This window comes from Pseudomonas sp. JR33AA (genome assembly GCF_021378985.1).
GTDB lineage: Bacteria > Pseudomonadota > Gammaproteobacteria > Pseudomonadales > Pseudomonadaceae > Aquipseudomonas > Aquipseudomonas alloputida.
The window spans coordinates 1-15625 of record NZ_JAJSAW010000028.1; the positions used below are offsets into that span (position 1 = coordinate 1).

Genomic DNA, 15625 nt, shown 5'->3' on the forward strand with positions numbered 1-15625 from the left:
CCCCCCCCCCCCCCCCCCCCCCCCCCCCCCCCCCCCCCCGCTCCAAATCCCTTGTGTCTCAAGTCGCCCCGCGCGCTGCCGTTATACTGGCAACCACGGGCGCTCGGCATTATTACATGCGCCGCCGCGCTGCCAAGAGGCCGGGCTCGACAGGTTGTATACAATCATGACTGAAATCAATAGTCTCGGCGCACAAACCGCGATCAACAGCCAAGCCATGAAGGCGGGCACGACCGGCGAACTGCTGCGCCTTATCCAGGCGCAGCCTGGGCTGCTGGCCCCCGGCGAAACCGCGCAAGCCGAAGTTTTATCGTTGCGCCAGACGGGCCAGGACTTTCAGCTGGTGCTACGGCTGATGCAGGCCAACGGCGTGCAGACCCAGCTACAGGCCAACGCCAGCCAGCCGCTGCCTCAAGGCAGCCAGATCACCGTCAGCCAGACCGAAAGCAATCGCCTGGCGATCATGCTGCAACAGGCCAGCGCCAGCCAGGTCGCCACCCTCACCCAGCTGCCCACCAGCAAGGTGCCGGTCGGCACCTTGCTGCAAGGCAAGGTCCTGACCAACCAGCCGCTGGCCCAGGCACCCGGCCAACCGGCCGTGTACCGGGCGCTGGTCAGCTTGCTCAACAGCAGCCAGGCCGGTGCCACACTGAGCATCGACAGCCCACGTCCGCTGGCCGTTGGCAGCCTGCTCAGCGCCCTGGTGCAGGGTGATCAGTCATTGCGCTTCGTGCCGCTCAGCGGCAGGCAGGACCAACTCAGCATTGCCCAACAGCTGCTGACACAGCAAAACCGCCAAGCCTCCCTGCCCGGCCTGCTCAACGCCCTGCAACAGCTTACCCGCGACCCAGGCGTTGATGGCGACCTGCGCGCCAGCGCCGAACGCCTGCTGGCCGGCCTGCCGGACGCCCGTCAACTGGGCGACGCCAAGGCAGTGGCCCAGGCCCTGAACAACAGCGGCAGCTTTCTCGAGGCAAAGCTGCTGAGCGGGTCCCCCGCCAGCGTCGACACCGATCTCAAAGCGCATTTGCTGCGGCTGATGGCCCAGGCCCCTGCCTTTCCGACAGGGGCCACCACTCTCAACCCCGCCAGCCTGGCACTGACCATGCCGATACTGGCGCGCAGCGCACTGGGCATGCTCGAGCGGGTCAGCCCCAAGCCGCAGCCGGGCGCGTTTCCATTACCGTCGCGCCTGCTCAAGGCCCTGGAAGAGGAAGGCGACCTGCAACAGCTGCTGCGTCTGGCTGCCGCTGCCGTTTCACGTTTGCAGAGCCACGCAATGAGCAGCCTGCAACAAACCGGCACGCTGGAAAACGGCAACCTGCAGACCACCTGGCAATCCGAAGTGCCGATCCGCCACGGCCAGGACTTCATCCCGCTGCAAGTCAAACTGCAGCGTGAAGAAACCCCACAACAACAGGCCGACCGCCAACATGAAGCCCGAGACCCTCGGCAAGCCCTGTGGCGCATCGAGCTGGCCTTTGACCTGTCCCCGCTCGGCCCACTACAAGTGCAGGCGCAACTGAGCGAGGGCCGCCTGAGCGGGCAGCTATGGGCGGAGCGCGAGCAGACCGCGCGGTTGATCGACACCCAGCTTGGCGCGCTGCGCGCACGCCTTGTGGCCCGGGGCCTGGACGTCGGCGACCTGGAGTGCCACCCGGGCATCCCGCCGCAGGGGCCACGCACACGAATGGAACAACGCTGGGTGGACGAAACCGCATGAACGATAGGACACCACGCCAAGCCATAGCGCTGAACTACGACGGCCATCAGGCACCGACCCTCACCGCCAAGGGCGACGAGGAACTGGCCGAGGCCATCCTTGCGCTCGCCCGCGAACACGAAGTGCCGATCTACGAAAACGCTGAGCTGGTGCGCCTGCTGGCGCGGCTGGAGCTGGGCGATCAAATACCCGAGGCGCTGTACCTGACCATTGCCGAAATCATCGCCTTCGCCTGGCAACTGCGCGGCAAGGTGCCCGCCGGCTTCGATGATCCGCCACAGACAGAGCGCGATATCACCCCACCATTGCCCCTGCTGCCCGGCACTGGCCAGTAAATATCTACCACCGCCTCACCCACCGTGCGCGCAACCTTGTAGACCTCACACGTACAAGGTGACCGTCATGACCGACAGCAGAATCAACGCCCAGGGCGTGCAGTTCGTAGTAGACCATCTGGCCAACATCCCACGCCCGGACCGCGAAGCCAATCGCTTGATCCGGCAGTGGCTTGTCGGGCAAGGTGTGCATATCGACCCCGATCGCGTCGATGTGGTCACCCTGCACTACCGGCCGGATGACCAAGGGTATGTGGCAGCGGTCCAGCAGACCCAGAGCATGACCCAGGCGCTGCTGGGCAACTGGCAAGGTGAGTCCGATAACAACCTCATCGGCGCGCTGTTCGCCACCCCTTGGGCAGGCACCTTTCCCCAAGGGCCCTTGAAGCTGGTCGATCGCCTGCCAGCGCTGGGCTTTGGCCATCAAGGCGCCGACTTTGAAGTGTACAACGGCCTGTTCAAGCGATCCTCCCCTGCCCGTTACGATGCTTCGACCCACGTTCAGGTTCCGGCTGAAGCCTTCCAGCGCTTCATAGAAGAGCTGGATTTTCATGGCCCGTTCAAAGCCATGCTCGACACTTACTGGCAGCAACACCTGGACAGTCACCGTTTAGCCAGCAAGCTCAACTTCATCGCCGCCTGCAACGCCCAGGTCAGCCACGGTCGCCTGAGCGATGCCGCCAGGAAGCTGGCATGGCGAGCCGCTGGCATGATGCCGCGGCGTCGCAAGGTACGGGTGAGCACGCTGAGCGTCTATGGCTACGCGGCCACCGACCTGCTGTACATCAATGACCCCCGCAGCGATCTGACCGTGCTGTACATGCCGGGCAACAGCTCACCCTTGCTCGAATTCGAAAGCGAGAACCTGCTCAAGGACTGGGTGGGCGAGCAGTGCAAGGACCCCGCCCGGCGCGAAGCACTCAAGCAGCACTTCAGGCTCGCCGACCGTCCCCAGGGCCTCGACTTCAGTGGTCTGGATACCGCGCTCGAGGGCCTTGGCGATTATCCAAACCGGCACCGGCTGCCGCCTGAACATGGTTTTTTCAACGATGATGGCGTCTGGGCACCCAGAACCTACGTGAACTACAAACCTGGCAAATACAACCCCAAACTGACCGGGGATATGTTCGCGGCCTTGACCGAGCGCCAGCGCCAGCGCAGTTACGATGATGCCGATTTTGTCATCACCACCGACAGCCAGGTTACCAGAGGTAAATGGCGAGGTTACCTCACCAACACGCTCAACATGCTGGCGCCGCTGTGCCTGGTAGTACCGGGGCTGGCGCCGCTGCTGGCGGTCGGCGGCATTGCCCAGTTGGGCCTGGGCCTGGACCAGGTGATCAATGGCCACACCCTGCAAGCCAAGCAGGACGGTATTGGCGACATTGCCTGGGGGCTGTTCAACGCCGCACCGCTGGCGGCGGAGGGCACGGCAGGCATCAAGGCCCTGTTCGAATTCAAAAGCGACGGTTTTGTCATGCCGCGCGAGGTCAACGGGCAGTTCGGCTATCCATTAAGCCCGACTAGCCCACCGCGCTTGCCAGAGCCAGAGGGCGCGGTCTATTTCCACAACCACGACCCCATTGCACCGCTTGCCGAAGGCGACCCAGCAATTGCCGGCGCGGTGATACGGGTACCGCGCTACGATGGCGAATTCGATACCCTCGACGCCAGCATCGAGACCTACAACGCGCACGTGGCCTACGACCTGGAGCGCGATGCATTCATTCGCAAGGACGACCTGAACGAAGTCGACCCACCAGCATTCATCGCAGTCTCCAACAGCCGCGACCTCGTCAAGCTCGATATGCCCCGCCCAGTGACCAACGCCATGCGCACCCGCAGCCTGCGTGCCTTGGGTGTCGATTTGCCGCTGCCGGTGCAAATCCCGACGCTGGCGCCAGACAGCGCGCCAATTCCCAAACGGATATCCAGCCTGTGGGTTGGCGACAAAGTCATCAGCGAGCCATTGCTGGCCAACCTTGCCGCCAACGTCACGCGCCTGGCCGACAGCGAATACAGCTTGCGCCTGTTCCTGTCTAAGGCTTCTGCCACCGCCTATGAACAAAACGCAAGCCTGCTGGCAGCCCGCGCGCCCGGCCTGCAGGTGCTTCCACTTGAGGAGCAAGCCTTCTTCCGGGCGTTTCGCCAGAGCCGTTACCACGCGCAATACGAGGCAGCGCTGGACGGCAACGGTGGCATTGCGACCAACTACGCCTCGGCATCCGATGTTCTGCGCTACCCGATGCTGCACCACGAAGGCGGTTTATACATGGATATCGACGACTCGTTGCTGGCAGCCGGCGAGCACCGCGAGATCATCGATGGACAGCCGGTAGGGGCACCCGGCGAGTCGATTGATCAGGTTGAGCTGAAAACTCCACCCGATGGGCTGCTGCTGGCGCCGCCCATGTCCAACGAGAAAATGAGCATGAACTGCCTCTACAACACCAGCCTCATCGCCAGTCACCCAGGCAACCCCGTGCTGGAGGCAATTTCCGAGGAAATGCTCGCACGCTATCAGACCGCCGCGGACTTCTACGAGAGCCGACCGAGCCTGGCGCAGGACCCGGCTGGTTTCTACCGCTATGCCAGCAAGCTCAGCTACCTCACCGGCCCGGCACTGGTCACTGAGGTGGTCGACCGTCACCTGCCAGGTCTGCGTACCCTGCGCCAAATCATCAATCTGCACACCATGCCGCGCATCAACGCCCACCGCTTCATCGATATTTCAGAGGCCAACACGGCAATGAGGAAGCTGCTGCCCCTGAACCGTTTTGCCAAGGTCGGCGGCAATCACTCCTGGGTGCGCAACTGAGATGCCGCCCGTGAAGCTTTCCCCCACCCTCTCGCCGGTGATTGGCCAAGCAGGGAAACGTCATGTCACCTCCCTGCTCAGCCGTCTACCCCGCCCCGATCGTCAAGCCAGCGCTGCGATAAGCGCGTGGGCACGACAACAGAATCTCGATCTGGACCCCGATCAGGTCCTGGCCGTCACCTTGCATTACACCGTCGACAAGGAGCGCGGCTGGCTGGCAAAGGTTGCCGAACAGATGACCATGACCCAGGCGCTGCTGACCAACTGGCAGGACCGCAGCGAAGCGCTGACCTTGCAGCAGCTCGCGATGCAGGCCCTGAGCCCTGCACGCACCTTGGATCTGCTTGGCCTGCTGCCCGCATTGATCCTGCCGCACGGTCGCCAGCCCTGGCCTGCAGCCCTGGCCACCGGCCAATTCACACTGGTGGAGGCATTGCCCAAGGGCGGGCTGTTCGAGGACATCGATGACTACAGCGTCTACCATGGGCTGTTCCGACGCAACGAACCCATGCGCTATGACGCCAGCACCTGCGTCCCAGTGAAAGCAGAGGCATTCCAGTCGTTCATATGGCAGTTCGAGTTCCAAGACGTATTCAAGCGCCAGCTGGAGGATTTCTGGCAACATTCGCTGGAACACTATGCGCAATGTTCACGTGCAGCCTTTCTGGCCGCATGTAACAAGCAGACCCGCCATAGCAGCCTCAGCGAACGAGCGCGCAGCCTGGCCTGGCGCGCCGCAGGCGTAGAGCGGACCTCCACTCAGCGGCAGCTGTCAGCCAACGGTGTCGAAGCCAGGCTCCTGAACATCAACGGGTGCATGTCCAGCGATATTCTTTGCCTGCGAGATACCAGCAGTGGCGTGACGTTGCTGTATATGCCAGGGAATGCTTCGCCTATCCATGAGTTCGTCAACCTTCGCCATTTGAATTTCTGGTTGGCGCACCAGTGCACCGACCCAGCCAAACGTGCTGCCCTGCTTGGCCATTTTCAATACCGCGATATCCCCGACCGGCTCACCCGCTCTGGTTTAGCCACGGTGCTGACAGGTTTTGCCGACTACCCACCCAAGCACTGGATCCTGCCCGCCACTCGCGTAGTGCGGCTGGTACGGTACTGGAACCCGCACAGCGTGATCAATTACCGGCCCGACACCTACAGCCCCCGTATCGACGGCGATCTGTTCATGGCCTGTGCACTGCAACAGCAACGACGCAGCCAGGCCGACGCCGAGTTCCTGATCACCCGCGACAGCGAAGTCAGCCAAGCCACCTGGCGCGGCTACTTCTACCTGTGCATGAATCTGCTCACGCCATTCCTGCTGGTGGTTCCCGAGCTGATTCCGCTGGTGATGGTTGCAGGCGCCACGCAATTCGGCGTCGGGTTGGACGAGGCGCTCAACGGCAAGAGCCAGCAGCAACAGGAAGAAGGTACCTGGCAGACCGTGTTCGGCCTTCTCAACGCCGCGCCCGGTCTGGCACAGGGCGTGAAGGCTAGCAAGGCGCTACTCGGCAGCCGTCCGCTGGGCTGGGTCAAACCCGTCAGGATCAACGCACGGGTGGGTTACCCGCTCAGCCCGGTGATGCCCCCGCATCTGCCCGAGGCGGTCATGCCGCTGTTCAATGAACTGGCCGAAGCCGGTGAAGACATTGCCGTGGCCAGGCCAGGCGGCGACCCGCTCGTCGCCAACAGTGTCGTGCGCCGCAGAGGCTTCAACGGCGACGATGTCTTGTCCGGCAAGATCGCCGACAGGCCTCACCGACTTTACTACGATGCCGGTTCCGACAGTTTCGTGATCCGCTACCCGAACGGGGCCCGTGGCACCCAACATTTCATCGCAGATCCTGCCACGCCAGGCAGCTTGATAGCAGATACCGACCCGGCCCGTGAGATCAGCAATGCATCGCGTACCCGCACCCTGCGAGCACTGGGCCTTGACCTGACATTGCCGGTCGATCTGGAGGCACTCGGCCGCACCGCAGGCCTGCCATTGCCCAAACAGATCTTCAGCCTCTGGGTAGGTGACCAGGTGATCGCGGGGGATTACATGCAGGCCTTGGACAACAACCTCAGAGTACTGCAGGGCAGCGAATACCGCCTCACGCTCTACCTTTCCGATGCCAGCCCACATGCCTACGCGCAAAACCGCGACCAGCTCGCCTCCCGGATGCAGGCCGGCCTGCAGGTGAGTACGCTGGAAACGCAAAGCTTCTATCGACAGTTCAGCCAAAGTCCTTACTTCGGGCAGTACCAGGCCGCCATCGAAGGCAATGGTGGGGTAGCCAGCAACTTCTCGTCGGCTTCGGACATCTTGCGCTATCGAATCCTGCGCAGCGAAGGCGGTATTTACCTGGACATGGATGACCACCTGCTGAGCGAGGGCGCGCAGGCGAAGATTGACAGCGTCGCGCTGAACACACAGCTCGACGGCTTGTTGCTCAGAAGCCCGGTATGCAACGCCCAGTTGGGCATGCACACCAGCTACAACACCAGCATGATCGGCAGCCGGGCGCTGAACCCGCTGCTCGACGAGATCTCCGATGAGATCCTGAGCCGCTATCTTACCGCCGAAGGCAGGGCATTCTATACCGAGCCAAAACCCTCACGGTTGGACAGCGCTGCCTACCTGACCTACACACGCAAACTGCACCAGCTTACCGGCCCGGCAGTGCTCAACCATGTGATCGACCAATATCTGCCTGATCTGTACACCTACCGGCAAGTGGCTGATCTGGTCAGCCTGCAACCGCTCTCACACGAGGCCTTGTTCGACGAAGCCGCCCTGCTGCGCGCAGAACAGCGTCTGCTACCGCTTGAACATGTGGCCCAGGCGGGCAATGCGCAGGGGTACTGAACAGGCCAGGGAGCGCTTTGCAGATCGAGCGCCGCGCAGGCGTCGCTAGATTTCCCAGACGACGAACCTGCTGCCGCGGGTACCTGCAAACCCCTGTCAAGGAGCCCGGTACACCTTGCTCATCAGCTCCGCCTCGGCCTGGGTCAGGCCGCAGCTCTGGGTCAGCTCATCGACGCTGGCCCCCATGCCCACCAGCTTGGCCGCCTGGCTGAAGGTAACGTTGCTGGGGTCGCGCTGCTCGAGGCGCTCCAACCGGTCTGGCAGCGTGGCCACCGCCGCACGCAGCTCATGGATGGCCTCCCCCATGCGCACGGTGCCGTTCTGGTAGTCATCCAGACGCTTGGCCAAGTCCTTGATGCGCTGGTCACGCAGCGCATCGCCCTCGGCCTGCTGGGCCGCCAGCTCGCGCTGGCGCTTGCTGTAGTTGAGGAAAAACCACAGGCTCAGCGCCCAGGCCAGCGCCAGGAAGATGACAGCAACCTCTAGGATCAACTCAGATGTTCTCAAGCTCGGACCACTCTTCCTCGGTCATCATCTTGTCCAGTTCGACCAGGATCAGCAGTTCGCCGTTCTTGTTGCACACACCCTGAATGAACTTGGCCGACTCTTCGTTACCGACGTTCGGCGCCGTCTCGATTTCGGACTGGCGCAGGTAAACCACTTCGGCCACGCTGTCGACCAGAATGCCGACCACCTGCTTGTCGGCTTCGATGATGACGATACGGGTGTTGTCGGTCACTTCGGTCGGCATCAGGCCAAAACGCTGACGCGTGTCGATCACCGTCACCACGTTACCGCGCAGGTTGATGATGCCCAGCACGTAGCTCGGCGCGCCCGGTACCGGGGCGATCTCGGTGTAGCGCAGTACTTCCTGCACCTGCATCACATTGATGCCGTAGGACTCGTTGTCCAGACGGAAGGTAACCCACTGCAGGATCGGATCTTCGGAACCTTGTGCAGACGACTTTTTCATTCCCCTACCCTCAAAATCCGCCGTTGGCGGTATGTTCTGTGTCATTTCTGTTTGGCATGCATCTGCTTGACCGCACCGCTGGCGATCAGCTCGGCCAGTGCGGCGACGTCGAGCAGTGCGCACATGTGTTCGATTACGGTGCCGGCCAGCCACGGGCGCTGGCCACGCTGGCTGCGCCACTTGATCTCCGACGGGTCCAGGCGCAGCGAGCGGCTGACCTGATGCACCGCCAGGCCCCATTCGTAGCCCTGCACCGAAATCACGTACTGCAGGCCCTGGCGAAAATCATCGCGGTAGCGATCGGGCATTACCCAACGCGCAGTGTCCAGCACCTTCAGGTTGCCGGCCTGGCAGGTCAGGATGCCGAGGAACCAGTCGGGCTGGCCGAACAGTGGCGTCAGCTCCTGGCCAGCCAGGGTGTAGATCGAGCCCAGGCACACCAACGGCACCGCCAGGGTCAGGCCGGCAACGTCGAACAGCAGGCATTCGAATGGCTCGGCTGCCCATGCCGGACGACCGTCGACAGTGGCCGGGGGTACGGGCAGGTTGGGCGCTGGCAGATGCACATCGACCAGCGGCACAGCCGGTTCCACGGTGTGTTCTTCGACCAGTACCGGAATGCTGGCTTGGGCAACGATCTCCTGTTCGAGCACCGTTACCACCGGGGCATCCACCGGCATCACGCTGGGCAGTACTGCCAGCCGGGGCTCGGCGAACGGCCGCGGGGCAAAGCTGGCGGCAGCGGCTTCGGCAGGCGCTGGCCGGGCTTGCTGCCGGGCATCGCGTGCCTGCTCCTCGCGCACCGCCTCGGCGAATTCATCCACCGCTGCCGGCTGCTCGCTCAGGTCTTCGGCCTCGGTGGCCTCCTGCAGCAGGCCGTCCAGGTACGATTGCAGGGCCATCTGGGGCCGGGTGCTGGTTTGCCGGGTTTGAGTCATCAGGCCACCTGCACTGCGTTCTTGTAGGTGAGCAGGTGCTTGAGCAGCGCCCTGTAGGCGATCAACCCGCGGCTCTTGCTGTCGAACTGCGAAGGTGTGACGCCCTTGCGGCTGGCATCGCGCAGTCGCGTGTCCACCGGAATGTAGCCCTGCCACACCTGCTGCCCGTAGGTGTCACGCAGCAACTTGAGGGTGCCCAGCGACGCCTGGGTACGACGGTCGAACAGGGTCGGTACAATCTGGTACGGCAACGCCTGCTTGCGCGAACGATTGACCATGGCCAGGGTGCCGACCATGCGCTCCAGGCCCTTCACGGCGAGGAATTCGGTTTGCACCGGGATCACGAGCTGCTGGCTGGCGGCCAGGGCATTGACCATCAGCACACCCAGCAAGGGTGGGCTGTCGATCAGGGCATAGTCGAAATCCTGCCACAGCTGCGCCAGACTCTTGGCGATTACCAGGCCCAGGCCATTCTGCCCTGGGGACTGGCGCTCCAGCACCGCCAGCGCGGTACTCGACGGCAACAGCGAAATGCGCTCATCGCTGGTGGGCAGCAGCAGTTGCCCGGGCAAGCCTTCGGGCACCGCGCCCTTGTGCAGGAACAGGTCGTAGCAGCTGTGCTCCAGGGCATCCGGGTTGTGCCCGAAGTAGCTGGTCATCGAGCCGTGCGGGTCGAGGTCGACGACGACCACGCGCTTGCCGGCCTCGGCCAGCAGGCCGGCCAGGGCAATGGTAGTGGTGGTCTTGCCGACACCACCTTTTTGATTGGCTACTGCCCAGACTCTCATCAAGCAAACTCTATCTATTGATTTGGCAGGGACACTGCCTTGCTCAAAATTCGAAAGCTCGCGCAATCAATGTAGGAGCGGGTTTACCCGCGAACACCGGTGCAACCGGTGCAACACACCGCGTCGCCCGACTGGCGGGTAAACCCGCGCCTGCAGGGGACAGCGGCGACGGGGAATTGACGTATCACGGCCTCGCTACCGTTGCTTGTATTGCTGGTGCACTTTGTGTGCCAGCACGGCGCAATGCGGCATCTGGTGTGGCATTGGCGCTGCCCGAGCCTGTCAGGCTGCGGCGCACTTCCAGGTTCCGGGAAACCACCAGCACCACCCGGCGGTTGCGTGCGCGCCCTTCGGCGGTATCGTTGCTGGCCACCGGCTGGTACTCGCCGTAGCCCACCGAGGCCATGCGTGCCGGGTTGACGCCCTCCATGGCCAGCAGGCGCACGATGCTGGCCGCGCGCGCCGAGGACAACTCCCAGTTGGTTGGGTACTGCGCAGTACGGATCGGCAGGTTGTCGGTGAAGCCTTCGACGTGCACCGGGTTGGCGAACGGCTTGAGGATGTTGGCCACCTTCTCGATGATCGCAAACGCCTTGTCACTGGGCATCGCATCACCACTGCCAAACAGCAGCGATGAGTTGAGCTCGATCTCGATCCACAGCTCGTTGCCGCGCACAGTCATCTGGTCGCTGTTGATCAGGTCGCCGAAGGCATCGCGCACGTCATCGCTGATGGTTTTCAACGGGTCGACATGGGTCGCCGCCAGGCCCGCTTCGGTCTGCTCGCTGTCTTTGACCAGCGGTTCGGCCGGGCGCACGCTCAGCGGCTGCTCATCGCCAATCGGGATCGGCTTCATACTGCGCTCGGGGTCGTTGAATACCCCGAGCAAGGCCTGGGAAATAACCTTGTACTTACCCTCGTTGATCGAGGAAATCGAATACATCACCACGAAAAAGGCGAACAGCAGCGTGATGAAGTCGGCGTACGACACCAGCCAGCGCTCGTGGTTTACGTGTTCCTCGGTAGGACGACGGCGACGCATGGTCTACTCCATGAAGCCTTGCAGCTTCAGCTCGATCGAGCGCGGGTTTTCACCTTCGGCAATCGACAGCAGGCCTTCAAGCAGCATTTCGCGGTAGCGCGACTGGCGCATGACGATGGCCCTGAGCTTGCTGGCGATCGGCAATAGCACAAGGTTGGCACTGGCCACACCGTAAATGGTGGCGACAAAGGCCACGGCAATGCCGTTGCCCAGCTGCGACGGGTCGGCCAGATTGCCCATCACATGGATAAGGCCCATGACCGCACCGATGATGCCGATGGTCGGCGCATAGCCGCCCATGCTTTCGAATACCTTGGCTGCCTGGATGTCACGGCCTTCCTGAGTCAGGAAGTCGACCTCAAGGATGCTGCGGATGGCTTCCGGCTCGGCGCCGTCCACCAGCAGTTGCAGGCCCTTGCGCGCATAGGGGTCGGGCTCGCTGTCAGCTACCCCTTCCAGGCCCAGCAGGCCTTCCTTGCGAGCGGTCAGGCTCCAGTTCACCACGCGGTCGATGCCGCCTGCCAGGTCAACCCGCGGTGGAAACAGGATCCAACGCAAGATCTGCAAGGCACGCTTGAACGACGACAGCGGCGACTGCAACAACGCCGCTGCCAGGGTGCCACCCAGCACGATCAGCGCCGCCGGGCCATTGACCAGAGCACCGACATGACCGCCTTCAAGGAAGTTGCCACCGACGATGGCAACGAAAGCCAGGATCAAACCGATCAGGCTGAGGACGTCCATCAGACGCACGCCTCCACCAGGTGCTTGCCGATTTCATCCAGGCTGTACACGGCATCAGCCAGGTTGGCCTTGACGATGGCCATGGGCATGCCATAAATCACGCAGCTGGCTTCATCCTGGGCCCACACCGTGCTGCCACCCTGCTTGAGCAGGCGCGCGCCCTCGCGGCCATCGGCGCCCATACCGGTGAGCACTACCGACAGAACCTTGTCACCATACGACTTGGCCGCCGAACCGAAGGTGATGTCCACGCACGGTTTGTAGTTCAGGCGCTCGTCGCCGGGCAGGATCTTCACCGTGCCACGGCCATCGATCATCATCTGCTTGCCACCGGGGGCCAGCAGGGCCAGGCCCGGGCGCAGCATGTCGCCGTCTTCGGCTTCCTTGACGCTGATGCGGCACAGCTTGTCCAGGCGTTCGGCAAACGCTTTGGTAAAGGCCGCCGGCATGTGCTGGATCAACACGATCGGCGCCGGGAAATTGGCCGGCAACTGGGTCAGTACCCGCTGCAGCGCCACCGGCCCCCCCGTGGAGGTCCCGATGGCCACCAGTTTGTAGGGCTTGCGCTTGGGTGCCGACGACTGCGAGGCCGCCGGTGCCGGGGCCACTGCACGGGCAGGCGCTGCAGGTCGTGTCTGCGTCTGGCTGGTGAAGGTGTTGGCGGGCGCTGGCGCGGCGACAGGCGCCGTTCTGGCATAGCTGCCGATCCTGCGGTTGCTGCGCGAAATGGTGTGCACCTTCTCGCACAGCAACTGCTTGACCTTGTCTGGGTTGCGCGAGATATCCTCGAAGTTTTTCGGCAGGTAGTCCACTGCGCCGGCATCCAGCGCATCGAGGGTGACGCGGGCGCCTTCATGGGTCAGCGACGAGAACATCAACACGGGCGTCGGGCAGCGCTGCATGATGTGCCGCACTGCGGTAATGCCATCCATCATGGGCATTTCGTAGTCCATGGTGATGACATCGGGCTTGAGCGCCAGCGCCTGGTCAATTGCTTCCTTGCCGTTGGTCGCGGTACCCACTACCTGGATCGTTGGATCCGCCGAGAGGATTTCCGAGACACGGCGGCGGAAGAAACCAGAATCATCCACCACCAGGACCTTGACTGCCATAAACACTCCATTAGGCGGCGCAACCCGCCAGGGCGCGCCACCGAAATCAAATACGCCGCGCGGCGTAACGCTTTAGCATGCTCGGGACGTCGAGAATCAACGCGATGCGACCGTCGCCGGTAATGGTGGCCCCGGACATGCCGGGGGTGCCTTGCAGCATCTTGCCCAGCGGCTTGATGACCACTTCTTCCTGGCCCACCAGTTGGTCAACGACAAAACCGATGCGCTGGGTGCCAACCGACAGAATCACCACGTGGCCCTCGTGCTGCTCTTCGTGCACCTGGCCCTGGACCAGCCAGCGCTTGAGGTAGAACAGCGGTAGCGCCTTGTCGCGCACGATCACCACTTCCTGGCCGTCGACCACATTGGTGCGCGACAGGTCGAGGTGGAAGATCTCGTTGACGTTGACCAACGGGAAGGCGAACGCCTGGTTGCCCAGCATCACCATCAGGGTGGGCATGATCGCGAGGGTCAGCGGCACCTTGATGACGATCTTGGAGCCTTGGCCCTTGGCCGAGAAAATGTTGATCGAACCGTTGAGCTGGGAGATCTTGGTTTTCACCACGTCCATGCCCACGCCACGCCCGGACACATCGGAAATCTCGGTCTTGGTCGAGAAGCCTGGGGCGAAGATCAGGTTGTAGCAGTCCGACTCGCTCAGGCGCTCGGCGGCGTCCTTGTCCATCAGGCCCTTTTCCACGGCCTTGGCGCGCAGGATGTTGGGGTCCATGCCCTTGCCGTCGTCCGAGATCGACAGCAGGATATGGTCGCCTTCCTGTTCGGCCGACAGCACGACGCGGCCGGTACGCGCCTTGCCTGACGCTTCACGCTCGTCGGGCATCTCGATACCGTGGTCGACCGCATTGCGCACCAAGTGCACCAGCGGGTCGGCGAGGGCTTCTACTAGGTTCTTGTCAAGGTCGGTTTCTTCGCCGACCAGCTCCAGATTGATCTCTTTCTTCAACTGGCGCGCCAGATCGCGGACCAGGCGCGGGAAGCGGCCGAAGACCTTCTTGATCGGCTGCATACGGGTTTTCATCACCGCGGTCTGCAGGTCGGCGGTGACCACATCGAGGTTGGACACGGCCTTGGACATTGCCTCGTCGCCGCTGTTCAGGCCCAGACGCACCAGGCGGTTACGCACCAGCACCAGTTCGCCGACCATGTTCATGATCTCGTCCAGGCGCGCCGTATCGACGCGCACGGTGGTTTCCGCTTCGCTGGCGGCATGCTTTTCGGCAGCCGGGGCCGGCGCGCGAGGCGCCGCAGCAGGTTTGCTGGCCGGCGAAGGCACTGGTGCGGCAGCTGGCTTGGCCACCGGCTGGCTTTCGGCCTTGGCGGCAGCCGGCGCTTGCGCCTGGACAGCAGCCGGGGCTTCTACGGCGGCAACATCGCCACCAAACTTGCCCTTGCCGTGCAACTGGTCCAGCAGGGCTTCGAATTCGTGCTCGCTGATTTCATCGCCGGCGGCACTGTTGTCGGGTGCGGCAGGCGCTGGCGCCTGAGCGGCCGGCAACGCGCCAGCCTGGAAGGTGCCCTTGCCATGCAACTGGTCGAGCAGCGATTCGAATTCGGCGTCGGTGATCTCATCACTGACCGCTTCGCTGCTGACGGCAACCGGCGGCGCGGCAACTTCGGCACTGAACTGGCCCTTGCCGTGCAACTGGTCGAGCAGCGATTCGAACTCGGCGTCGGTGATTTCATCACCGGCACCGCTGACAGTCTCGCCATGCATCTGCTCGTCGGCCGCCGCTTGCGCCTTCACCGCATCGAGCGAATCGAGCAACTGCTCGAACTCACTGTCGGTGATGTCCTGGTGTTGCGCCTCGGCCTCGGCCGGCTCTGCAACCGCCACGTCGGCAACCGGTGCCGGTGCAGGCGCTGCAACAGCTTCGGCGGCGCCAGGTTCGGCCAGGCGCGCCAACGCTGCCAGCAGCGCGGGGGTGGCCGGTGTCACTTCGGCACGCTCGCGCACCTGGCCAAACATGCTGTTGACCGTATCCAGTGCCTCGAGCACCACATCCATCAGTTCCGCATCGACCCGGCGCTCACCTTTGCGCAGGACGTCGAACACGTTCTCGGCGATATGGCAGCACTCCACCAGCTCGTTCAGCTGGAGGAAGCCGGCGCCCCCTTTTACAGTGTGGAAACCGCGAAAGATCGCATTGAGCAGGTCGGCATCGTCAGGTCGGCTTTCCAGCTCGACCAGTTGCTCGGACAATTGCTCAAGTATTTCGCCGGCTTCTACCAGGAAATCCTGGAGGATTTCTTCATCGGCGCCGAAGCTCATCAAACGTGCTC

The 15625-nt window shown here is 63.1% G+C and carries 12 protein-coding genes; 4 read left to right on the forward strand and 8 right to left on the reverse strand.

Annotated features, from left to right (window positions below; genetic code table 11):
• Positions 1-166: 166 nt before the first annotated feature.
• From fliK to LVS58_RS25150, 4 genes are all read left to right on the forward strand, one after another.
• A complete protein-coding gene (gene fliK, locus LVS58_RS24320; protein WP_233693152.1) occupies positions 167-1723 on the forward strand; it encodes a flagellar hook-length control protein FliK in 1557 nt (518 codons plus the stop codon).
• Positions 1720-2058, forward strand: a complete 339-nt coding sequence (locus tag LVS58_RS24325) for an EscU/YscU/HrcU family type III secretion system export apparatus switch protein (RefSeq protein ID WP_233693153.1) — start codon at positions 1720-1722, stop codon at positions 2056-2058. The genes fliK and LVS58_RS24325 overlap by 4 nt, the downstream gene beginning before the upstream one ends.
• Positions 2059-2125: 67 nt before the next feature.
• Positions 2126-4876 carry a dermonecrotic toxin domain-containing protein gene (locus LVS58_RS24330; RefSeq protein ID WP_233693154.1) on the forward strand — a complete coding sequence of 917 codons (2751 nt, stop codon included), beginning with the start codon at positions 2126-2128 and terminating at the stop codon, positions 4874-4876.
• 10 nt (positions 4877-4886) lie between these two features.
• Positions 4887-7727: a dermonecrotic toxin domain-containing protein gene (locus LVS58_RS25150; protein ID WP_233693155.1), complete on the forward strand. Its 2841-nt coding sequence runs from the start codon at positions 4887-4889 to the stop codon at positions 7725-7727.
• 96 nt (positions 7728-7823) lie between these two features.
• On the opposite strand, the gene LVS58_RS24340 is transcribed toward LVS58_RS25150, so the two are convergent.
• The 8 genes from LVS58_RS24340 to LVS58_RS24375 all read right to left on the reverse strand — a co-directional run bounded on the left by LVS58_RS24340 (position 7824) and on the right by LVS58_RS24375 (position 15614).
• The gene (locus LVS58_RS24340) at positions 7824-8219 is read right to left on the reverse strand and encodes a DUF2802 domain-containing protein (RefSeq protein ID WP_233693172.1); all 396 of its coding nucleotides are present in this window, start codon (positions 8217-8219) and stop codon (positions 7824-7826) included.
• Between the two features lies 1 nt (position 8220).
• Positions 8221-8700: a chemotaxis protein CheW gene (locus LVS58_RS24345; RefSeq protein ID WP_003254393.1), complete on the reverse strand. Its 480-nt coding sequence runs from the start codon at positions 8698-8700 to the stop codon at positions 8221-8223.
• A gap of 41 nt (positions 8701-8741) precedes the next feature.
• Complete coding sequence (locus LVS58_RS24350) at positions 8742-9638, reverse strand: CheW domain-containing protein (protein WP_233693156.1); 897 nt, start codon at positions 9636-9638, stop codon at positions 8742-8744.
• Positions 9638-10426, reverse strand: a complete 789-nt coding sequence (locus tag LVS58_RS24355; protein WP_233693157.1) for a ParA family protein — start codon at positions 10424-10426, stop codon at positions 9638-9640. The genes LVS58_RS24350 and LVS58_RS24355 overlap by 1 nt, the downstream gene beginning before the upstream one ends.
• 184 nt (positions 10427-10610) lie before the next feature.
• Positions 10611-11468, reverse strand: coding sequence for a flagellar motor protein MotD (gene motD, locus LVS58_RS24360; RefSeq protein ID WP_233693158.1), 858 nt, complete (start codon positions 11466-11468; stop codon positions 10611-10613).
• 3 nt (positions 11469-11471) lie between these two features.
• A complete protein-coding gene (locus LVS58_RS24365) occupies positions 11472-12212 on the reverse strand; it encodes a flagellar motor protein (protein WP_233693159.1) in 741 nt (246 codons plus the stop codon).
• A complete protein-coding gene (locus LVS58_RS24370; RefSeq protein WP_233693160.1) occupies positions 12212-13324 on the reverse strand; it encodes a protein-glutamate methylesterase/protein-glutamine glutaminase in 1113 nt (370 codons plus the stop codon). Before LVS58_RS24370 ends, LVS58_RS24365 begins: the two co-directional genes overlap by 1 nt.
• A 46-nt stretch (positions 13325-13370) precedes the next feature.
• Entirely contained in the window at positions 13371-15614 is a 2244-nt protein-coding gene (locus tag LVS58_RS24375; RefSeq protein WP_233693161.1) for a chemotaxis protein CheA, read from the reverse strand.
• Positions 15615-15625 lie beyond the last annotated feature (11 nt).